This is a genomic window from Accumulibacter sp., from assembly GCF_029255285.1.
Taxonomy (GTDB): domain Bacteria; phylum Pseudomonadota; class Gammaproteobacteria; order Burkholderiales; family Rhodocyclaceae; genus Accumulibacter.
Window position 1 is genome coordinate 1 of record NZ_JAPUVI010000035.1, and the last position, 19,679, is coordinate 19,679.

Annotated in this window: 18 protein-coding genes and 1 pseudogene; 10 read left to right on the forward strand and 9 right to left on the reverse strand. The window is 66.3% G+C overall.

All coding sequences use genetic code 11. The features are described 5' to 3' along the window. On the forward strand, positions 1 to 297 hold a 297-nt coding region (locus Q1M07_RS05405), incomplete at its 5' end, for a DUF4351 domain-containing protein (RefSeq protein WP_300451769.1). A 117-nt stretch (positions 298 to 414) separates the two neighbouring features. On the opposite strand, the pseudogene Q1M07_RS05410 reads toward Q1M07_RS05405, so the two are convergent. Further along, positions 415 to 582 (reverse strand): annotated as a pseudogene (locus tag Q1M07_RS05410) (LrgB family protein); the annotation flags it as partial. A gap of 97 nt (positions 583 to 679) precedes the next feature. Between Q1M07_RS05410 and Q1M07_RS05415 the strand changes: the two are divergent. Genes Q1M07_RS05415 through Q1M07_RS05430 form a run of 4 tightly spaced genes read left to right on the forward strand, consistent with a single transcriptional unit; the run spans position 680 to position 6,826 of the window. After that, entirely contained in the window at positions 680 to 2,044 is a 1,365-nt protein-coding gene (locus Q1M07_RS05415; RefSeq protein WP_300451772.1) for a DUF4062 domain-containing protein, read from the forward strand. A gap of 10 nt (positions 2,045 to 2,054) precedes the next feature. Further along, on the forward strand, positions 2,055 to 3,002 hold the full coding sequence (locus Q1M07_RS05420) for a MoxR family ATPase (RefSeq protein WP_300451775.1): 948 nt from the start codon (positions 2,055 to 2,057) through the stop codon (positions 3,000 to 3,002). Then, the gene (locus tag Q1M07_RS05425; protein WP_300451778.1) at positions 2,999 to 4,147 is read left to right on the forward strand and encodes a VWA domain-containing protein; all 1,149 of its coding nucleotides are present in this window, start codon (positions 2,999 to 3,001) and stop codon (positions 4,145 to 4,147) included. The genes Q1M07_RS05420 and Q1M07_RS05425 overlap by 4 nt, the downstream gene beginning before the upstream one ends. Positions 4,148 to 4,156: 9 nt before the next feature. Further along, complete coding sequence (locus Q1M07_RS05430) at positions 4,157 to 6,826, forward strand: formylglycine-generating enzyme family protein (protein ID WP_300451780.1); 2,670 nt, start codon at positions 4,157 to 4,159, stop codon at positions 6,824 to 6,826. A gap of 547 nt (positions 6,827 to 7,373) precedes the next feature. On the opposite strand, the gene Q1M07_RS05435 is transcribed toward Q1M07_RS05430, so the two are convergent. Genes Q1M07_RS05435 through Q1M07_RS05465 form a run of 7 tightly spaced genes read right to left on the reverse strand, consistent with a single transcriptional unit; the run spans position 7,374 to position 15,604 of the window. Beyond that, positions 7,374 to 8,753 (reverse strand): adenylosuccinate synthetase, encoded by a 1,380-nt coding sequence (locus Q1M07_RS05435; RefSeq protein ID WP_300451783.1) that lies wholly within the window; start codon positions 8,751 to 8,753, stop codon positions 7,374 to 7,376. A 19-nt stretch (positions 8,754 to 8,772) separates the two neighbouring features. Then, the gene (locus tag Q1M07_RS05440; RefSeq protein ID WP_300451786.1) at positions 8,773 to 9,750 is read right to left on the reverse strand and encodes a VWA domain-containing protein; all 978 of its coding nucleotides are present in this window, start codon (positions 9,748 to 9,750) and stop codon (positions 8,773 to 8,775) included. A 9-nt stretch (positions 9,751 to 9,759) separates the two neighbouring features. Then, entirely contained in the window at positions 9,760 to 10,734 is a 975-nt protein-coding gene (locus tag Q1M07_RS05445) for a protein kinase family protein (RefSeq protein ID WP_300451789.1), read from the reverse strand. Between the two features lie 3 nt (positions 10,735 to 10,737). Next, positions 10,738 to 11,766 (reverse strand): bifunctional nicotinamide-nucleotide adenylyltransferase/Nudix hydroxylase, encoded by a 1,029-nt coding sequence (locus Q1M07_RS05450; RefSeq protein WP_300451792.1) that lies wholly within the window; start codon positions 11,764 to 11,766, stop codon positions 10,738 to 10,740. Between the two features lie 27 nt (positions 11,767 to 11,793). Next, on the reverse strand, positions 11,794 to 13,500 hold the full coding sequence (locus Q1M07_RS05455; RefSeq protein ID WP_300451795.1) for an NAD+ synthase: 1,707 nt from the start codon (positions 13,498 to 13,500) through the stop codon (positions 11,794 to 11,796). Beyond that, positions 13,497 to 14,705, reverse strand: a complete 1,209-nt coding sequence (gene pncB, locus Q1M07_RS05460) for a nicotinate phosphoribosyltransferase (protein ID WP_300451798.1) — start codon at positions 14,703 to 14,705, stop codon at positions 13,497 to 13,499. Before pncB ends, Q1M07_RS05455 begins: the two co-directional genes overlap by 4 nt. A gap of 38 nt (positions 14,706 to 14,743) precedes the next feature. Continuing rightward, positions 14,744 to 15,604, reverse strand: coding sequence for a cysteine hydrolase (locus Q1M07_RS05465; protein ID WP_300451801.1), 861 nt, complete (start codon positions 15,602 to 15,604; stop codon positions 14,744 to 14,746). Positions 15,605 to 15,851: 247 nt separating this feature from the next. On the opposite strand from Q1M07_RS05465, the gene Q1M07_RS05470 reads away from it, so the two are divergent. Then, positions 15,852 to 16,526, forward strand: coding sequence for an NUDIX domain-containing protein (locus tag Q1M07_RS05470; RefSeq protein WP_300451804.1), 675 nt, complete (start codon positions 15,852 to 15,854; stop codon positions 16,524 to 16,526). 19 nt (positions 16,527 to 16,545) lie between these two features. Here Q1M07_RS05470 and Q1M07_RS05475 read toward each other — a convergent pair whose 3' ends face one another. Further along, the gene (locus Q1M07_RS05475) at positions 16,546 to 16,785 is read right to left on the reverse strand and encodes a hypothetical protein (protein WP_366983967.1); all 240 of its coding nucleotides are present in this window, start codon (positions 16,783 to 16,785) and stop codon (positions 16,546 to 16,548) included. A gap of 142 nt (positions 16,786 to 16,927) precedes the next feature. Between Q1M07_RS05475 and Q1M07_RS05480 the strand changes: the two genes are divergently transcribed. The 4 genes from Q1M07_RS05480 to Q1M07_RS05495 all read left to right on the forward strand — a co-directional run bounded on the left by Q1M07_RS05480 (position 16,928) and on the right by Q1M07_RS05495 (position 19,577). Next, a complete protein-coding gene (locus Q1M07_RS05480) occupies positions 16,928 to 17,647 on the forward strand; it encodes a queuosine precursor transporter (RefSeq protein WP_300451838.1) in 720 nt (239 codons plus the stop codon). Between the two features lie 104 nt (positions 17,648 to 17,751). Beyond that, the gene (locus Q1M07_RS05485) at positions 17,752 to 18,228 is read left to right on the forward strand and encodes a tetratricopeptide repeat protein (RefSeq protein ID WP_300451807.1); all 477 of its coding nucleotides are present in this window, start codon (positions 17,752 to 17,754) and stop codon (positions 18,226 to 18,228) included. 163 nt (positions 18,229 to 18,391) lie between these two features. Next, positions 18,392 to 18,634 carry a hypothetical protein gene (locus Q1M07_RS05490; protein ID WP_300451810.1) on the forward strand — a complete coding sequence of 81 codons (243 nt, stop codon included), beginning with the start codon at positions 18,392 to 18,394 and terminating at the stop codon, positions 18,632 to 18,634. A gap of 55 nt (positions 18,635 to 18,689) precedes the next feature. Then, positions 18,690 to 19,577, forward strand: a complete 888-nt coding sequence (locus tag Q1M07_RS05495) for an ethylbenzene dehydrogenase-related protein (protein ID WP_300451813.1) — start codon at positions 18,690 to 18,692, stop codon at positions 19,575 to 19,577. Positions 19,578 to 19,679 lie beyond the last annotated feature (102 nt).

Sequence of the window (19,679 nt, forward strand, 5' to 3'; positions counted from 1 at the left end):
CTTGCGCAGGAGCTGTGGCAGAATATCGACCTGCTTGAGGAGCAAGAACAAATGCGCTACGTGTCGTCGGTTGAACGAATCGGTATCGAGAAAGGCCGCGAGCAGGGCCGCGAGCAAGGCCTGCAGCAAGGTGAGGCCTTGGCACTTCAGCGCCTGCTGCGCAAACGGTTCGGCGCCATCCCGTCGGAGATCAGCGCCCGGATTGCGGCCGCGTCGCTGTCGGAAATCGAAGGCTGGTTCGACCAAGCCATCGAAGCGGATCGGATCGACGACGTCTTCGGGCCGACCGCACACTGAAGCCTGGACCTCGTCCGGGTCGATGCCTACGTCGCTGCCGAAGGGATAGTTTCCCGCGTCGATGGCGACCAGCGGCGGCAGGCCGGGAAAAATGGCAACCTTCAGGTCGCCTTGCCGTTACCCACTCAGTAACCGCGGGATCACCACCGCCAGCAGCCGCGCCGTCATCAGGCCATTGAGATCCATCGCCAGCGCGGCAAAGGCCCCCATTTGCTCGTTCTCCTGAAAAGCGCGCGCGCTGCCGATGCCATGGGCAGCGATTCCCATGGCGAAGCCGCGCACGGCTTCACGGGCGCCAGTGCGCAACATGGCACGCGCGACACGGCTGGCATATCATGGCGGCTCCCGACCCCGCCACCTGCAGAGCAGGATTTCCCAACTCATGCCGCGTGCCACCGACATCGCAAAAGTCTCGCAGGTCTTCCTGAGCGCCACGGCCCAGGACTGTCGCCTCTACCGCGAGGCCGTGAAGGCGGCAGTCGAGCGCAATGTGAAGGGCGGCAAGGTCTTCCTGCAAAGGGATTGGGTGGCAGGGGGTCATTTCGTCGTTGATGTCTGCCAGCGGGAGGTCGAGACCTGCGATGCCTACATGGGTCTCTTCGGCCACCGTTACGGCTGGATCCCGCCCGATCACACCCGATCGATCACCGAACTCGAGTTTCGCTGGGCCACCAAACGCTGGCCGCAGCGAGATGTTCCGATCTTCATCCTGCTGCCTGAGAAGGGCAGCGATGCCGACCGGCAATTGCGCGAATGGGCGTTGCCGTACATCGAGAACGAGTACCCGGACAAGGAGTCGCGCGACAAGGCCACCCAAGCTCAACAGAGGTTTCTGCAAGCGGTTGGCGATTGGGCGTCGCAAGGACGCATGCTCACCTTTTACGGGAACCAACAGGAACTCACGGAAAAGGCCTGCTTCAGCATCGTCAACTGGAACCTTCTCCTGCTTGAAGAAGCGCTGGCAGGTCGCAAACAGGCCAAAGGCGAGATTCCCGCGCACGAACTTGGGCGTATCGGTCGCGAGGACCAACGGACAGCCCTGAGCAAGGCGTTCGAGGCCTTCGGCGAGCGCCCAGGCGAAAGGGCGGTCGCCTTTCTGGTGCACGGCGCCGAGAACCACGGCCAGCGCGAGTTTGCCGAATTCCTCCACGGCTGGGAGGAACAGTGGGAGGAGCACGACGAAGTCCATCTCGGGCAACCCACCGACGCCGACAGCACGGGCTCGCTGATCGGCTGGGCCTGCGGCCAACTCCAGCAGCCGGTGCTCGGCGCCGCCGCCATCGAGGCGCTCGCCGAGGTTCTCGCAGCGCGCCTGGCTCACCGGAACGTCGTCTTCGTCCTGCGCACCGCCGGGCGGCAGCGGCACCGTCTGGCGACCTTCGTGAGCGATTTCTGGCAGCCGCTACGGCTCGCGCTCGCCGCCGCCTCGCCGGGCGGAAAGGGGCGCCTGTACTGGTTCGTGATCGATCACGAGCCACTCGCCGATGACCCGGAGCCTCTTGTCCGCCGCGCCGGGCTCGACGCTGACGATGTCGATTACCGCCATCTGCTCGCCTTGCCGGAACTGGCCGGCATCACGGCTCAACAGCTGCAGCGCTGGCTCAAGGAACTCAAGAGCCGCGCCGGCATCACGCTCGATGAGGAGCGCCGCCGGGAGATCGCCAGCTACGCCACCCAGCCCGACGGTGAGCCGTCGAAAGTCTACAATCGTCTGGTTCTCGAGGGGTTTTGGGCCAGCGCCAACTGAGGAATACACCATGCCAGACGACAGCGCCTGCAAGTACAAGACCTTCTTCGGTGACCGCTCTGCTTTCTACGTCGCCACGTCGCAGACGGCGACGATAGTCAACCTGGCGATCCGCCTCGGGCGGCCGCTGCTCGTCGAAGGCGAGGCAGGTTGCGGCAAGACCCGCTTGGCGCACGCCATCGCCGAGGAACTGGAACTCGCCGGCAGCCCGATCAGCATCACCGTCAAGAGCACCACCCAGGCCAAGGACCTGCTTTACCGCTTCGACGCGCTGCGCCGCCTGCAGGACGCGCAGAACCCGGCGAACACCGACGCCCGGTGGGTCTACCCCTACGTCGAACTCGAGCCGCTCGGCGATGCGATCCAGAAGGGCAAGCCCTGCGTCGTGCTGATCGACGAAGTCGACAAGGCCGACATCGATTTCCCGAACGACCTGCTCGACGTTCTCGACCGCTTCGAGTTCGACATCGAGGACCTGCCGCGCAGCGAAAGCGACCGCTGCGCCGCGGCCAAGGGCTTCGGCCGGCACGTCACGGCGCCGGCGGATGGCGTCAAGCCGATCGTCATCATCACCAGCAACCGCGAGAAGCCGTTGCCCGAACCCTTCCTGCGTCGCTGTCTGTATACCCGGCTCGATTTTCCCGCGGACGCCGGGATCCTGGCGCGCATCGTCAGGAAGAACCTCGACGCCCGTCTCGACGACATCGGCGACGCCCTGATTGCCGGTGCGGTCGCGCGCTTCTGCCAGATCCGCGAGCGCGGCCGAGATCTCGAACTGCAGAAGCTGCCGGCGACCAGCGAACTCGTGGACTGGGTGCGCGTGCTCCATTGGCAGAGCCGCAAGGCCGAGGAGGTCTCGCCCGACGCGCTCTCGAGCGCCGATCAGGCCGTCCTGTTCAAGCTTCACCAGGACATCGAGCGTTATCGCGCGCGCACCGCCGAAGAGTCCGCTGAATGAGCGACAGCGCTCGCCTGCCGCCGCCTCTCCTGGGGCTCTTCCGGGAACTGCTGGCCAACGGCGTTCCGCTCGGCGTGCGCGACTATCTCGACGCGCTACGGGCGTTGCAGCTGGGTTTCGGGCGGCTCGACCTCAAGCAGGACGGGCGGCAGGCGTTGCGCGACCTCGCGCTGGCGCTGTGGGCCCGCTCCGATGCGGAGCAGCGGCTGATCGCGCGCTGGTTCGACCTGGTGCCCGCTCCGGGGCGGGCGTTGATCGATGCCATCGACGAAGCCCTGGCGAGGGTGTCGGCGTCCGGCGCCGGCCAGTCGGTTGGCCAGCGACAGGGCGGCACGGCGCCAGCGGGCGGAAAACTCGCCGGTCCCGCGTCGCCGACCGCTCAGCCGCCACCCGACGCCGCCCCGGTCGAGGAGTCCTGCGCCCGCGTTTCCTTCGTCGGCGCGCACGCCGGCGGCGGCCTGCCGGTGCCGCGCCTGTCGGTCGAGCCGAAGATCGACGAGCACTACGTGCTGCATCCGCACACGCTGGTCAGCCTGCGCGAGATGACGGTTCTCTGGCGGCGCTACCGCCGCAGCACGCGCCGTGGCCCACGTCGCGAACTCGATCTCGCGGCGACGATTCGTGAACGCTGCCGTCGCGGTCGGCTGCTGCAGCCCGTCTGCCGTGCTCGCCGCGCCAACAGCGCGCGCCTGCTGGTGCTCGCCGATACCAGCGCCAGCATGGACCCCTGGCGGCCCTTCCTGGCGACGCTGGCCGACTCGCTGCGTCTTGGCCGCCTGGCCAGCGCCGAGCTGCGCTATTTCAGCAATCTCCCCCGCTCGCAGCTTTTCGCCGACGTCGACCTGACCGACCCGCAAGCGCGCGACGAAGTGCTGCGTCGCCACGCCGGCGCCGGCCTGCTCGTGCTCAGCGACGCCGGCAGCGCGCGCGGCTATCTCAACCGGCGGCGGGCGCTGCAGACCGCGGCTTTTCTCGCCGAAGCGGCCAGCCTGTTTCCGGCCATCGTCTGGATCAACCCGATGCCACGCACGCGCTGGGCCGGGACGACCGCCGCGCTGGTCGCCGCGGGCGCGAACGTCAGCATGCTGCCGCTCGACGCCGCGCACCTGTTGCGTGCCGTCGACATCCTGCGCGGCAACAAGTAGCGGCTCGCCATGCCTTACCCCGCCGCCCTCGGCCAACGCCCGCTCGAAGTCCGCGAAGCCTACACCGCGCTCGAACAGTACGCCGCCGACTACGGGCGCGAAGCGCTGCTGCTCCTGATGCACGCGTCGGTCCCCGAGACGCTGCGCGCCGACCTGCTCGACCTGATCCGCGTGAACTTCCTGCCCGAGCACCGCGCCGACCTCAGCCTCGATGCCGACGTCCTTTTCTCGCCGCTCGCCACCGGCCTGGGCGGTGGCTATTACCGCCTCGACGCGCAGGTGCGCTGGCACGGGCTGGCGCTGCTGCGCTCGCTGTACCGCGACGACGCGCGCCCGCGCGCGCGGCGCGTTGCCGAACTGCTCTGGCGCTACGTGCAGGCGATGGAGCGGCGCGCCAGCCGCGCCGCCGACCCGCAACTCGCCGAATTCCTCGCCATCCAGCGCTGGGTGGCGCTCGCCTATCTCGAACCGGCGAACGCCGCGCACGCCTTCGCCGACGCCCTGCGCCAGGCCGGCGAAGCGCCGGCCAGCGCGCGCCTGCGCCTCGGCGGGCTGACGTCGGCGATCGAGATGCCGCTCGCCAACGAGCAGGATCTGCTCGCCTACGCGAAGGCGATGGATGCGCTGGTCGGCGGCGACGACGAGCGCGCGCGAACGCTGGTGCAGGCGCTCGGCGACAGCGGGATCCGGGTCGGTGACATCGTCCTCGAGGCGCCGACGACGCTGTTGGCGCGGCGCCAGCCGCAGGACGCAGCCAAGACGGGTGACGAGTCGTCAGCGAAGGTGCCGCGGCGCAAGGTCTGTCTGGTGCTGATTGGCGCCGGGAAGAAGGCGCTGCCGGACGGCCGGGCGCTCGATCTCGACGCGGCCTTCGCGATGATCCGCACGGCCGTCACCGGCTTGGGCATGGACTGCCTGCGGCTCGACGACGTTCGCACGGCGGACGCGTCCGGGCGAGCGATCTACGAGCGCCTGCTCGACGCCGATCTGGTCGTTTGCGATTTGTCGCGTGACGACGATGCCCTGGCTTACCTGCTCGGCGTCCGCTGGGCGTTGCGACCTTCGGGAACGCTGCTCGTCGCCGAGCGGACTTACCGCGGCAGCGTCGGCAACCTGACGCGGCGGCTGTTGCCTTACCAGGCGCAGGACGACGGAATCGGCAGCGACGAGCGCGCGCGCTTCGTCGCACGGCTGCGGGCCATGGTCGGCGAGGCCGACAACGACAGCCTGCGCAGCGACGTGTATGCCGATGGCTCGCTGAGTCCGCCCGAGCGTTTCGATGCCGGCGCCCCCGCGGAAGCGTCGGCAGCGGCGGAGGCCTCGCATCGCGAAGGAAGCCGTGGCCGCTGCCTCGTACTGCAGGCTTTCGGAAGGAAGTCCGCTTGGAGTACGGGGCGGACCCTCGCGCTCGACGAGTCGTATCCGATCATCCGTGAGGCCGTCGACAGCGTCGGCCTCGAGTGCGTTCGCTTCGACGTTCCTGAGTCGGAAGTCATCGACGGCACGATGCTCCGCCTGCTTCAGGAAGCCGAACTGGTGATTGCCGACGTGTCGAGCAAAGTCGAAGACGTGTTGCTGCCACTTGGCATCCGTTTTGGTCTGTGCCCGACGCGCACACTTCTGGTCGCCGCGCGGGGTTCGGTTCCGGCGCCGTTGGCTGGGTTGCGCGTCCTGCACTACCAGCCCATGGATAGGTCTCCTGGGGTCGAGAATGCCGCCGCATTCCGCTCCGAACTCGTTCACTCGATCAAGCAGGCGCTGGCGACAAGAACGGTCGACAGCCCGGTCTACCTCGCTTTGCCGGGCCTGCGGCCGCCTCGCCGCTTGCCCGATCCGGCGGGTGGAGAAAGCGGAGTGCCCGTCAGCGAAGCGACGGTCGACACGGCCGAAAAGCCGTCCTGGGCGAGCGCCGTTGGCAGCGACGAGTACGGGCGCTATGCCGAAATCACCATCGACGGCGTCCGCCAGCGCTTTCGCTGGATCGAGCCGGGAAGCTTCGAAATGGGTTCGCCGGCCAGCGAGCCTGAACGTAACTCTGACGAAGTGCCGCACACCGTGACGCTGAGCCGCGGCTTCTGGCTGGCGGACACGGCCTGCAGTCAGGCTTTCTGGCAAGCGGTGACGGGAAGCAATCCGAGTCGGTTCCAGGACGAACCGCGCCGCCCGGTCGATGGCGTGAGCTGGGACGACGTTCAGGAATTCATCAGCCAACTCAACCGTCGCCTGCCGGGCCTGCCGGCGCGGCTGCCGAGCGAAGCCGAATGGGAGTACGCCTGCCGTGCCGGGACGACGACGCCGTTTTCGTTCGGTGAGAACATCACTCCCGATCAGGTCAACTACGACGGCAACCATCCCTACGCGGGCGGCAAGAAAGGGTTGTATCGCGAAACCACCGTTCCGGTCGGGTCGCTGCCGCCGAATGCCTGGGGCGTGTACGAGATGCACGGCAACGTCTTGGAGTGGTGTGCCGACTGGTACGGGCCATACCCGACGGGAGCCCAAACGGATCCCCGAGGCCCGCAGACGGGCGCCCTCCGCGTGTTGCGCGGCGGCTCGTGGAGCTTCAACGGCCGGAGCGTGCGTTCGGCCTGCCGGATCAGGGGCGAGCCTGGCTACCGCGATCGCCACATCGGGTTCCGGCTCGCCCTAGGTCCAGCAGGGCCGGCGGAGCCGGCCTGAGCAGGGAGTCTGGCCGTATGGCCGTCCGGGACGGACGGCTGTCGGCCAGACGGGCGCCGTCGGCGTTCGCTGCCCGACACGGAACGGTCCATCGGCGACATCGGCCGATCCATCGTCGCCATGGAACGGTGCATCATTCCGGTGCATCGTTCGATCCTGCGCATCCATCGTCGCATCCGCGCGATGGAGCGATCCATCCCCACGATGGAACGACGTACCAGATTGGTGCAGCGTTCCGTTGTCGACATGGATCGTTCCATCGTCAGTATGGATCGATGTACCAGCTTGGTGCATCGTTCCATCGTGGGGATGGATCGTTCCATCGTCAGGATGAAGCGGTGCATCACCTTGGTGCCTGCTTTCGTCTCCCGTCGCTCAAGCGCACCGTCGGTCAAGGCATTGCCCGCCTGCTCTCGACGCGCAAGAGCCTCCGGCGCGAACGACTCACTCCGGCGGAATCCACGGCGAATTTGGGACTTGACTGGCACGGCTGGCAAGCGCCAACGCTTTCCTGGGCCGTTTCAGAAGCTCGACGGCGGCGCGGAATTCAGTCGGCAAGCCGCTCGACGCGACCGCATGAAGACAGGTCTTCGACCGGATCGATCGGCTTGACCGCGGTGTGAGTCGGGCCCGCCGAGGCGAACCAGACCGGGCAAGCGAGCGTCTCGCGCAGGCGGGCGAGCAGCGACGCGGCCGAGGTCAGGGGCTCGCGATCGTATTCCGGGCGCGCGGCGAAGAGCATCCGCGTCAGCGCGGCCTGATGCGCCAGATCTTCGCCGGCGCTGAGCGGCAGGCTGGCAGTGCGGCGATCTTCGTTGCCCGGCGCGGCGACGACATGGCGGTCGCACCAACGCAGTCCGGGGAGCCGTTCGAAGACGTCGAGATGGCTGACCAGCAGACCGTCGAGTCGGCCGCAGACGGCCAGCGCGTAGCGCAGCAGAACGCCATCCGGATGGCCGCGGCGAAAAGGCCCCTGCCAGCCGCGATCGCTGTTGTGCGGCTCGGGAAGGTGGTCGAGCGTCGCGTCCGCGGTGGGGAAGGGGCCGGGACCGTGCCGCGTCAGGTAGGCGCGGACGACGCCGAGATGCTCGATCCGGCTGCGGTGGCCGTAGCCGGCCGCGACGGTGGCGACGGCGCGCGGATGGATGCTGCTCCACGTCGTGTGCGGATGGAAGCCGTGCCACTCGTCGAGAAGCACCCCTTGCGCGCCCTCGAAGAGGACCGTTCCCGGGCGCGTGAAGCGTTCGGCAATGCGTTCCGTAGCCGCCGGGGGCACCGTCCGCAACAGGCGATGACTGCTCGCCAGCCACGCTTCGGCGGTGTTCCCGTCGGTCAGCATGCGCCACTCGGCGGCTCCGGCCGGGTCCGCCGCCAGATCTTCGCGTGCGCCGAGGTCCGCCAACAGATCGCGTCGGATCGCCGCCAGCTTTTGCATCGCCAGCGCGGGGCGCGCCAGATCGCCATAGTGCAGTGCGTGTCCGGGGAAGGCGAGCGCGTGGCGCACGGTTTCGCCGACGCCGACGCCGCAGCTTCCGTGTGCTGCGGCGCCGCGCGCCAGCTCGCGCAGGCGTCCGGCGGCCTGGTGCAGCGGTGTATTGACCCGACAGCGGCGGTCGATCAGCAGGCGCCCGATCGCGTCGCCGCAGCCAATCGCCTGCAGACGCGCGTACTCGACCTGCAGCGCGCCGGGGTGAACGACGACCGGGTTGGCGAGGACGGTGACGACGCCCGGCACGAAGGTTCCGGCGGAAAACTGGGAGAAGCTGTGCTGCCGCCCGTCGGGAAGGACGACGTTATGCCCCGCCTGCGCCCCGCCGTTGAAGCGGACGACGGTGTGCGCCTGCCAGCGCCGGCAGAGCGCGTCGGTGAACGCGCCCTTGCCGCAATCGCCGAAACCCAGGCCGAGCAGGGAGACACAGCGGGTCATGGCGGCCGGGTCGCTTCGCTCAGGAGAACAGGCGCTGCCACCAGTCCGGCCGCCCACGGCGTGAGGCGGCCGGCGGCGACTGGGGACGCCTGACCGCCTCCGGGTCGAGCAGGTCGGCGTAGGGTTGCAGCGCGCGCACCGTCGCCGCGATACGCTCACGCGAACTGCCTCCCGCGTGCAGAATGTCGGCCACGGCGTCGACTCCGCTCAGCGCTCCCTCGCTCAGACCGACGATCGCGGCGGCGACGGCGCAGGTGTCGAGATGCGATTCCATGCAGATGACGTGGTCGCCAAGGACTTCGCGCCAGCGTGCCTCGCAGCGCTGAGCACGTTGCCGGTCGGGAATCAGGAAAAAGAGGCGGTACGTCTCGGCCGCCGCCGCGATCACGTCGGCAAGCGCCAGGTCCTCGTCGAGCCGCTCGCCGATCAGCGCTTCGATCTGGTGCCGGGAAACCGCCGGATACGGCAGTTCGTCGCCGGTCATGAACAGATAGCCGCGTTTCCCGCGCTTCACCCAGCAATCGAGGTCGGTGTGCTGCGCCAGCACGTAGAACGCCAGTTCGTAACTCTCGGTGTTGGATCCGCCGCCGCCGCCTTCGAGGCAGCTCCAGGTCAGCCACTGGTCGATCAGTTCGGCCGTCGTTTCGAACTGGCCTACCTGCAACGGAGCGTGATCCGACGTGGCATCGCCGATCGCCATGAACAGCACCTGCGGGTCGCGAATCCGGCAATCGGTGAGCAGTTTCATGAAGGTCGGCAGCTCCTGCCGTGCCAGCAGTTCGGGGATGTGTCCCATCGAGCCGGTGACGTCGAGTGCAAAGACGATGGCGAGCGAATCGGGGTGCTCGGCGCTGTCGCGCGCCTCACGGACGGTCAAGCCCCTGGGGTTCATCAGGGGATGACAACCGCTTTGCCTGAACACTTGTTCGCGCGAGAGCGCCGCGCGATCCACGGTCAGCGCCTGGTGCGCGCTGAACGAATAACTGCCGTAACCCATGTGTTTCTCCTAGTGGCCTGCGGCCGCAATGGGGTTGAAATGGACGAACCTGGGTGGGCCGAAGGCGGCGCGGGCAGCCTCGAGCAAGGCCTGATCGAGACCTTGCGCGCCGACGGTGGCACACCAGGCCGCGTCTTCGCTGCTTCTTTCCAACAGGTTTGCCAGCGGTGGGGGCGTTGCCGGCGAGGGCAAGGGCGATGCGTCACCGCCGGATAACAGCCAGCGCACCGTCCACGCGCTTTGCCTCAGGTCGCGGGCGACGCGTGCCGCACTGGCATCGCGCACGGCGCGCGCCCAGCCGACGAGGAGGATCCCGTGGTCGCGCGGATGCACGAGCCAGTGCTCGGGCGCCAGATCGCCGTGTGTCCAGCCCTTGGCGTGCACGCCGGCGAGCACGTCGAGCGCGCGCCGCCAGATCCAGACGGCGTGCCGGGGATCCACGCCTCCGGGTGAATGCTCGATCACCTGCGCCAGGCTTCCCCAGTAGCCGCCGTGATGACGCAGCAGCAGTACCTCCCGCCCCTCGTCGGCGCCGGTTTCGCCGACGGCGACGCCGATCGGCTGCGGCAAGCGCTGTGTCAGAAGAGGCGTGGCTGCCGCGTCCCCGATCAGCGCGCCGAGGGTTGCCGCTTCGCCCGCGAGTACACCCTTGCCCGTCGTCGCGTGCGCGAGCTTGACGATTATCCGTTCAGGCAGCGGCGCGATGCGCTCGGCAAGATGAACCTCCGCGTTTTCGCCGATGCCGACTCGCGCGAGCAGATGGAAACGGCGTCCGGCGCAGCGCAGAATCGGCCAGGCGCCGGCCTTCCGCGCCAGCACCCCGGCTTGAACGCGGGCGGCCGTTGCCCGGAGACGCGCGGCTTCGACGCAGTACGGGCGGCGCGTGACCGTCGCCCCGCAGTACGGGCAGCTCACCGTCCGCCAGATCGCCTGTCTGGGCAGGCCTCCGCCGCATTGCGGGCAGGTCACGGCCGTCAGGGACATCGGTCAAGCCTCGGGATGAAGCGCGAGAAAGTGATCGAGCAGGTTGAAGTGGTCCTCGAAGAACTCGCCTTCCATGGCCTTGAGGTCGGCAATCGGAATCCATTTCGCCTGCGCCGCGTCGTCGTCGCCGGCGACTTCGGGCAGGCGGCAGTCGCCGAGATCAAACCAGTGCGCGTGGGTGATCGATCGCCCGCGCAGGCTGCGGTCGGGATGATCGAAGACGGCAACGCCCCTGAGCAGACTTTCGAGCGTCGCGGCGAGCAGCACCAGACCGGTTTCCTCGCGCAGTTCGCGGACCGCGCCCTGCAGGACGCGCTCGCGCGGCTCCAGGAAGCCGCCGGGAACGGCCCACAGTCCCTTCCCCGGCCCATCCGCGCGTTCGACGAGGAGGACATGCGCGGCAGCGGTGACCACCGCGTCTACGGTGACGAAAGGGCCGCTACCCCAGGTCTGCCGGTACTCTTCGAGCGCCAGGTGCTCGTCGCGCAGACGCGCATAGTGCGGCAGGTGGCGCCAGCCCTTGAGGTAGTCGACGATCGCGGGGGGCGCCAGGCCACCGAGCAGCGCCTGTGTCGCCGGCCAGCGGTCACTGTCGAAGTAGATGCGGCGCAGACTGGTTGCATCGAGGGAGTCGCACGCTGGTGCGGCAACGAAGTGCCAGCGCGGGAAGCGCTGCAGATACTCGCTCGAAGCGTCCTTGACGTGGCCGACGAGCGCGATGCGCGCGGTCGCCGCGGTGTGCGCCTGAACCGCGGTGGACACGGCGGCCCCCCAGCGCCGGTCGTCGTAATAGTCGCGCACGGGCAGGAAATGGACGCGTGCCCGCTCCGCCGCGTCGAGCGTGCTGCCGATCATCGCCGCGCGTTCTTCCCAGGTGAACGGGTTCTTCGCGTTGCGTGCGGCGTGCGCCGAGCCGAGCACGACCAACACCTGCCCGGCGGTCTGCAGCGCCAGCGCGAGCAGTTGCGCATGGGCGTTATGGAAAGGCTGGAAGCGGCCGATCAGAACCGCACTGTCGTAGGTCTGGCTCATCGTGAGTCTCCCGAGGGTAATCGTCGGTCAATCGTAGCGCGCGGCGATCGGCATCTGCCGGCCGCTGCCGAAGGCTCTGGCGCGCAGGCGCAGGATCGGCGGCGCCTGGCGCCGCTTGTATTCGTTGCGCGCCACGAGGCGCCGTATCGTGGCGATCAGGGTACGCCCGCCGGCGTCGGCGAGCAGTCGTGCGTAAGCTGCGTCGACCTCGGCGCGCTCGTCGGAAGCGAGTCGCTCGCCTTCGATCAGGTGCTTGAGGATCCTGTCCAGGAGCGGATACGGCGGCAGGCTGTCGCTGTCGCGCTGTCCGGGCGCGAGTTCGGCGGAGGGCTCCTTGTCGATGATGCTTGCCGGGATCAGGTCGCGCCCGGCGCAGCGATTCAGATGCCGGCAGAGCGCAAACACCTCGGTCTTGTAGAGATCGCCGATCAGGCCCAGACCGCCGTTGGTATCGCCGTAGAGCGTGCAGTAACCGACCGAAATCTCGCTCTTGTTGCCTGTGGTCAGCAGGAGATGGCCGTGACTGTTCGAGTACTCCATCAACACCGTCCCGCGTACCCGCGCTTGCAGGTTCTCCAGCGCAATTCCCTGCAAGGGAGTGGCGAAGGCGGCAGCGAAGGCGGCTTCGAACTGGCTGACGATATCGTGAATCGGATGCTCGACCAGTTCGATGCCAAGATTGCTGCACAGGCGGGCGGAATCGCTGACGCTGCCGGGCGTCGAGAAGCGCGACGGCATGGTGATGGCAACGACGTTTTCCGGCCCCAGCGCTTCGGCGGCGAGCGCCAGCGTCAGCGCGCTGTCGATGCCTCCCGAGGAGCCGACGACGACGCGGCTGAAGCCGCAACGCCGGGCATAGTCGCGCACACCGAGGACGATCTGGCGGCGGTAGAACTCCATCACCGGCAGGCCGGCGGCATCGACCGCCGGCAGCGGCCCGCCGTCGGCGGCCAGAAAGCGGCCGCCATCCCATTGCAGCGTGCTGATCGACTCGCTAAAGCGCGGCGCCTCGAAGACGACGCCAGCGGTCGGGCATACGGCGAACGACGCGCCGTCGAAGACCAGTTGATCGTGCCCGCCGATCTGGTTGACGTAGAGCAGCGGCAAGCCATGGCGTCGGCTCGCCGCGGCGAACAGGCGATGCCGCTGTTCGCGCTTGCCGACGTTCGACGGGCTGGCGTTGATCGAGACGACGAAATCGGGACTGGCGTCGGCCAGTCGCGTGAACGGATTCACCGCGTAGTCGCTGCCGGCGTCGTTCCAGCCGTCCTCGCAGATCAGGAAACCGATCTGCGTGCCGCCGAGGCGAAGCACGCGGGCCAGGTCGGGTCCCGGTTCGAAGTGTCGACGTTCGTCGAAGACGTCGTAGGTGGGCAGCAACTGTTTGGCGTAGCGAAGCACGACGGATCCGTCGCGGACGACGAGCAGGCTGTTTTCGAGCCGTTTGCCGGGGCCGCTGCGTGGGGTCGGCGCGCCGATCACCCAGCACAGTCCGGGAGTCGCGCGCGTCGCCGCGAGCACCCGTTCGAGTCCGTCGGCGACGCGGGCGTTGAACGCCGCTTCGTCGAGCAGGTCGCCGGGTGGATAGCCGGTCAGCGACAGTTCGGGAAAGACGACCATCTGCGCCTGCTCGCGCTGCGCCTGTGCGGCCGCGCGAAGGAGCAGGTCGATATTGCCGGCGATGTCGCCGACCGTTGGATTGATCTGCGCCAGCGTGACGCGAAAAGTATTCATTGCGTGACCACCGGATGCTTGAAGACCTGGCGCAGGTAGGCGAGAAAGGTCTGGTCCTCGCACAGGGTCTTGCCCGCCGAGTCGGAGAGCTTGGCGACCGGTTGCCCGTTGCACGACAGGATCTTCATCACCACGTTCAGCGCCGGGTGCGGCGTATCGTTCGAGAGGTCCGTGCCGATCCCGTAAGCGGTCAGCACGCGACCACGAAAGCGCCGGTAGAGATCGACCGCGCGCGGCAGATTGAGGCCGTCGGAGAAGACCAGACGCTTGCTCTTCGGATCGATGTGCAGCGTTTCGTAGTGACGCAAGGCCTTTTCCGCCCACACCACCGGGTCGCCCGAGTCGTGGCGCAGGCCATCGAAGAGCTTGGCGAAGTAGAGGTCGAAATCGGCGAGAAAGGCATCCATGCCGACGACGTCGGTGAGCGCGATGCCGAGATCGCCGCGGTACTCCTGCACCCAGCCTTCGAGCGCCGCCTTTTGAAAGTCACGCAGGCGGAAGCCGAAAGCCTGATACGCCTGCAGGTACTCGTGCGCCATCGTGCCGATCGGCGTCAGACCGAGCGTGCGCGCGAAATGGACGTTCGAAGTGCCGCGGAAGTGATCCGGAAGCTCGCGCGCCAGCGTGCGGACGACTTCCTCGTGCCAGGCGCCGGAATATCGGCGGCGCAGACCGAAATCGAAGAAGACGAAGGGCTCGCCGGTCGACGCCAGTGCCGCTCGTTCTGCTTGCAGGAAAGCGATCTTGGCTTGAAGCCGCTGGCGCGCCGTCGCCAGGATCGACGCGTCGGCCGGCAGACGCCGGAAATAGAGCTCGTTGACGATGTAGAGCACGAAAATCTCGAACGCCATGACGTGCACCAGTGGTCCGCTGGCGACGACGCGCAAGTGTTCACCGTCCACCTGCGTGCGGACGAAGCGGCGCTGAAAACGGAATACCGAAAGAAAATCGACGAAGTCGCTCTTCAGGAAGCGCAGGCCGCGCAGGTAGGCGAGTTCGTCTGTGCTGAAGGTGAGGGTGCACAGACGATCGAGTTCGGCATCCACCTCCGCTTGCAATTCGGCCAGCGGATACGCCGGCCGGTTGCGGCAGAAAAAGGCGTATTCGGCGTGTGCTCCGGGGTGACTGTGCAGCAGGGCCTGCCACATGGTGAACTTGTACAGATCGTTTTCCAGCAGGCTGCGGACGACGGGTTCGGCTGACATCGGGCGCGTCTCCAAGGCGGACGAAGGTTGAGCGGCAATCAACGGTTTTCCAGCAGCAGCGGCAGAACGTCAGCCGCCGTCGCGGTGCGCACGCCGAGGCGGCGCATGTCTTCGAGAAAGGTGTGGTATACCGCGGCGAAGCCTGACACCGGGCTCATGCAGTCGGTGAGCAAAATCAGCTTGCTGCGCTCGTCGGCAGGCAGTTGCTCGACGAGGTGCTCGGTCGTCGCCTTGACGCAATGGCTGCCCGCCTCGCCGCAGACGAGCACCCGGTCGGCGGCGCGCAGCTGTGTGATCAGGCGCACGTTGAGCTGGGTCGATTCGTCGTCAGCGTCGGGGACTTCGGCCTGGATCGCGCTGAAGTGCTCGGTCCATGGATTGCTTCCCTTGACCACCTTGTCGACGACGTCGACGCGCGCCTCCTCCCAGGCGTTGTACGCGTCGCGCACGGCGGCATGGACGTTGTGCCCCCAGGTGCCGATCTCGCAGTGCACGGGCCAGACCATGTGCGCGTGGCGCTCCGCTGCTTCCAGCGCGTCGAGGTAGGCGAGCACGCGCTCGCGCGCGCCCGTCAGGCGCGGCTGGTAGCGGCCGGCGCGCACGTCCTGCGCGCGGATCGGCGTGAATGGCAACACCGGGCCACCGTCTGCATCACACCAGAAGGTCGGGTGGGCGATGTCGACACGCTGGTGCGAATCGAGCGTGATCGTGATCGCGCTGAGGCCCTCGCCACCGGCGCGAATCAGCGCTGCCACGCGGTGCAGATCGGCGTCCGCGCCGCTCACCGGCAGTGCCGGCAGTTGCCGGGTGCCGGCAATTTCTGGACACTGTTCGGCGGGCAGATCGCAGAAGTCGTTCTGCGGATCGATGATCACGAGATGGATGCGTTTTCCGTTCATCTTTCTTCTCCTTCGCAGCGCCGCATTCCGTACGGCGTCTGACCCCTACTCTAGACCACTTCGTTGCACAATGCAACTAAGAAAGACTGAAAATTTTGAGCCGCGTGAAAAAATTCTCAAACCAGAAGATGTCCGAAGAGTGGCCAATTCGGCCTGAACGGGAATTTCCCGCGCTTCCCTGTTCATCATGTTCGTTTTGTTGTTATCCTAACTGCCGGGAACAATTCGCACGCACACGCTCACCCTCATGAACGCCATCATCTGCACCGTAGACGTGGTCCTGCTGACCTTGCAGGACGAAGCGCTGCACGTCGCCCTCCTGCAGCGTGATCACCCGCCGTTTGCCGGAGTGCTTGCCCTGCCAGGCGGCTACGTACATGCGGACGAGGACGTCGACACCGGCGACGCGGCGATGCGCATGCTCAGGGAGAAGACCGGGATCGAGAGTCCCTATCTCGAGCAACTGGCAACGTTTTCCGGGCGCGCGCGCGATCCACGCGGCTGGTCGATTTCGGTCGCCTACTACGCTCTGGTTCCCTGGCAGGTGATTGCCACCGCCAGGCATCCGGAACTCTCGCTGCTCGCGGTCGACCAGGTGCGCGCCTTGCCTTTCGATCATCAACAGATCATCGCCACCGCGGTCCGGCGCGTGCGCGACAAGAGCAGCTACTCGTCGCTGCCGGTCTATCTGTGCGCCGACCGGTTCACGCTGCCGCAACTGCAGAGCGTCTACGAAGCGATCCTCGGAACGCCGATCAACAAGGTGAGCTTTCGGCGCAAGATCGACGAACTCGACATTCTCGAGCCGGTCGCCGGCGCGCTCGAGACCGGCAAGGCGCACCGGCCGGCCCAGCTTTACCGCGTCAAGAAACGGTTTTACCGTCAGCTTTCGCTGAGCGACCGCGCGCTCTCGTCCAGATGAACTGCCGCGCGACCTTTCGTCACTCGCCCGTCACGCTTGCCGCCGCCGAGCGCACCGACACCGCCATTTCAGGAGCGCTGTTACCGAAGGCGACGACCGTCAGCCCCACCACCCGAGGCGAGATCGCACAAGACAGCGCCCGTCGCGAAGCGCCACGCAACAGCGACTGCGCGCCCGGAACTCGGGCAATCAGCCCGCAAACGAAGGCCAGCCGCGTGCAAGCGGTTCGTTTCCACGGGGCCTGGAGAGCAAGTCGCACACAGTTGTGCTCAGCGTCCGGCCAACTGCGGCGTGCATGCCGTCCACGCAAGACAGCAAGCTTACTGACGTGTCAAGGCGGCAAAGGGTTCCCCGGTGTTTGACGCAGTGTTTTCCATGGTATAAGCGCAGCGATGAACAGGATGCAGGCTTCTTCGTCGGCACCGTCGCGCGCCTACCGCTACTATGACCTGGTGATGGCGGCTTTCGTCGCCGTCTACCTATGCTCGAACCTGATCGGACCGGCCAAGGCGGCGCAGTTGACCCTGCCCGTTGTCGGTGCCGTCACCTTTGGCGCCGGCGTCCTTTTTTTCCCCATTTCCTACATCTTTGGTGACATTCTGACCGAGGTGTACGGTTATGCCCGTGCGCGGCGGGTGATCTGGGCAGGTTTTGCCGCGATGTCCTTTGCTTCGCTGATGGCATGGGTGATCGTCGCCTTGCCACCGGCACCCGAGTGGCGGAACCAGCAGGCGTACGAGATTGCCTTCGGCTCGACCTGGCGCATCGTGCTCGCCTCGCTGATCGCCTTTTTTTGCGGCGAGTTCGTCAATTCCTTCGTGCTCGCCAAGATGAAAGTGCTTACCGAAGGGCGCTGGCTTTGGTCGCGGACGATCAGCTCGACGATTGTCGGCGAGGGCGTAGACTCGGCGCTCTTCTATCCCTTGGCGTTCTTCGATAGCGGTCTGATTCCGAACGAAATTCTGTTGCAGGTGATGCTTTCGCAGTTTGTCGCCAAAGTGTTGGTCGAAGTCGTGATGACGCCGCTCACTTACCGGATCGTTGGCGTGCTCAAGCGGGTCGAGGGCGAGGACTATTACGACCGGGAGACCGACTTCACTCCGTTCAGCCTGAAGGCCTGACGAACCCGGCGAGTGCTCGTCCAAAGGCTTGACCGCCAGGAGTGCGTTGCCTATTCTCTCTTGCCGAGGGTTGGACCGGCTAGTTCGCCGTGGAGGATGTCACGATGAAGAAGCAAAGCGCGTCTATCGTTTTTCTGGCCGTGATGCTGTCCGCCTTGCTGCAGACAGCGATCGCCGACTCGCAACCCATTGCCGGCAAACCCGACAAGCTGACGCCAGCACGCAGTCTGATCGACTCCGGGCAGTGGGCGGCGGCGGCGAGTGAGTTGTTGCGAGTCAACGACCCCGCCAGTGCCGACTGGAACAACCTCATGGGCTACGTGCAGCGCAGGCAGCCAACTCCCGACCTCGGCGCCGCCGAGCGCTATTACAACGAAGCGTTGCGCATCGACCCCAAACACCGCGGCGCGCTCGAGTACTCGGGTGAGCTCTACCTGATGAAAGGCGATCTGGCCGCCGCCGAACAACGTCTCGCCGCGCTCGACAAGGCGTGTTTCTTTGGTTGCGCGCAGTACACCGATCTGAAGAAGGCGATAGAGCGCTACAAGGCCGCCGGGAACCGATACGTCGCGCCGAAATGAGCGGGTCGCGGCGTGCTTGAGCCGGAAGAGGCCGAGACGATGGCGAACTGGGATCAGGGTGGGGGCTTCTCGATCGACGCCGGCGTGCGCGTCGAAGGGGCCGACCGCCGGAGCCTCGATCGATGAGTTTTTTCCGCTCGTCTGCCCACGCTGTGGCGGCGAGATGCGAATCGTCGCCTTCCTCACCGACGCCTGCACCGTGCGCGAGATCCTCTCGCCATTAGGCGAGCCGATGTCACCGCCGCCTATCGCGCCTGCCCGGGGCACGCCGCTGTGGGAGATCACCGATGCAAGGTTTTCCGGCTCCGTCGGCACGCTTTCCCCGAATCACGGCTGCTGTCAAGGTCTATCAGAGCCTGGAACACTGTTGGAAGTGGCGTTGGATATCCTACCCTTTAAAGTATGATGCAGATGGCGGTCTGCCCCGATGCCATCCACAGTCCAACCACAGGAGCATTTCCATGAAATCGTCTGTCATTGCCCTTTCTGCCGCAGCCCTGACATTTTCCATCAATACGTTTGCCGCACCGGATTGGAGCACGGTGTCCAAGCGCGATATTCAGGTATTCCATCCGGGTGTGGCATCGCACGAGTGGACAATGAAGAAGTCCAGTCATAGCGGTCGGGTAGGTTTGACCAAGGGCGACAGTTGCATTGCTTGCCACGAGGGCAAGACAGGTCTGCTGGACCTTGACATGAAAAAGCTTGCCAGCATGGAGCTGGAACCCGTTGGTGCGCCCAAGACCATGATTTTCCCCGTCTCCATTCAGGCCACCTTTGACGATACCAATCTATACATGCGTCTCACCTTCAGGGCACCGGCCGATGCGGCCGCCAACGCTCCCAGGGAAGAGGCATCGCCGAAGCACGATGTGAAAGTCGCCATCATGTTCGCCAGTCCCCAGATTGAGCACGCAGATCAGCAGGGCTGCTGGCTGGCCTGCCATAACGACGTCCGCTCCATGCCGGGTGCCGACCCCAAGAAAAAGAAGTTCGTTGAGCACGGTGATCTGGCCGGCGGCGTGTTCTACGACTACATCCAGTGGAAGAGTGGTGAGGCTGGAAATGGTGCCACACAGGTCGATGGCCACGTTGCCGCCGAGCGGGTCAACAAGGGCGGCAAGGCACTCGTCAAGGCCGAAGGCGAGGTCAAGGACGGTATCTACACCGTCACTTTCACGCGCAAATTGAGTGGCGGTGAGGGTGACCTTAAGTTTATGCCAGGCCAGACCATTCCTTTCGGTGTGGCGATTCATACCGACAAGACAGTATGGCGTTTCCACCACGTCTCGATGGGCTATACGCTGGGATTGCGCGCACCGGGGGATATCAAGGCAGTCAAGCAATAATCCCCGCCTCCCGCCTCCCAGGGTAGGGGAGTTTGACTGGCCATCCAGGGCTGAGTGACTTGAATGTGGGTGGAACCGCCATTGAGCATGAAAAGGTCATTG

What these genes read in the sequence shown, in the direction of transcription:
- Q1M07_RS05415 (WP_300451772.1), top strand. Translation starts at nt 680, where the DNA reads ATGCCGCGTGCCACCGACATCGCAAAAGTCTCGCAGGTCTTCCTGAGC.
- Q1M07_RS05420 (WP_300451775.1), top strand. Translation starts at nt 2,055, where the DNA reads ATGCCAGACGACAGCGCCTGCAAGTACAAGACCTTCTTCGGTGACCGC.
- Q1M07_RS05425 (WP_300451778.1), top strand. Translation starts at nt 2,999, where the DNA reads ATGAGCGACAGCGCTCGCCTGCCGCCGCCTCTCCTGGGGCTCTTCCGG.
- Q1M07_RS05430 (WP_300451780.1), top strand. Translation starts at nt 4,157, where the DNA reads ATGCCTTACCCCGCCGCCCTCGGCCAACGCCCGCTCGAAGTCCGCGAA.
- Q1M07_RS05435 (WP_300451783.1), bottom strand. Translation starts at nt 8,753, where the DNA reads ATGACCCGCTGTGTCTCCCTGCTCGGCCTGGGTTTCGGCGATTGCGGC.
- Q1M07_RS05440 (WP_300451786.1), bottom strand. Translation starts at nt 9,750, where the DNA reads ATGGGTTACGGCAGTTATTCGTTCAGCGCGCACCAGGCGCTGACCGTG.
- Q1M07_RS05445 (WP_300451789.1), bottom strand. Translation starts at nt 10,734, where the DNA reads ATGTCCCTGACGGCCGTGACCTGCCCGCAATGCGGCGGAGGCCTGCCC.
- Q1M07_RS05450 (WP_300451792.1), bottom strand. Translation starts at nt 11,766, where the DNA reads ATGAGCCAGACCTACGACAGTGCGGTTCTGATCGGCCGCTTCCAGCCT.
- Q1M07_RS05455 (WP_300451795.1), bottom strand. Translation starts at nt 13,500, where the DNA reads ATGAATACTTTTCGCGTCACGCTGGCGCAGATCAATCCAACGGTCGGC.
- pncB (WP_300451798.1), bottom strand. Translation starts at nt 14,705, where the DNA reads ATGTCAGCCGAACCCGTCGTCCGCAGCCTGCTGGAAAACGATCTGTAC.
- Q1M07_RS05465 (WP_300451801.1), bottom strand. Translation starts at nt 15,604, where the DNA reads ATGAACGGAAAACGCATCCATCTCGTGATCATCGATCCGCAGAACGAC.
- Q1M07_RS05470 (WP_300451804.1), top strand. Translation starts at nt 15,852, where the DNA reads ATGAACGCCATCATCTGCACCGTAGACGTGGTCCTGCTGACCTTGCAG.
- Q1M07_RS05480 (WP_300451838.1), top strand. Translation starts at nt 16,928, where the DNA reads ATGCAGGCTTCTTCGTCGGCACCGTCGCGCGCCTACCGCTACTATGAC.
- Q1M07_RS05485 (WP_300451807.1), top strand. Translation starts at nt 17,752, where the DNA reads ATGAAGAAGCAAAGCGCGTCTATCGTTTTTCTGGCCGTGATGCTGTCC.
- Q1M07_RS05490 (WP_300451810.1), top strand. Translation starts at nt 18,392, where the DNA reads ATGCGAATCGTCGCCTTCCTCACCGACGCCTGCACCGTGCGCGAGATC.
- Q1M07_RS05495 (WP_300451813.1), top strand. Translation starts at nt 18,690, where the DNA reads ATGAAATCGTCTGTCATTGCCCTTTCTGCCGCAGCCCTGACATTTTCC.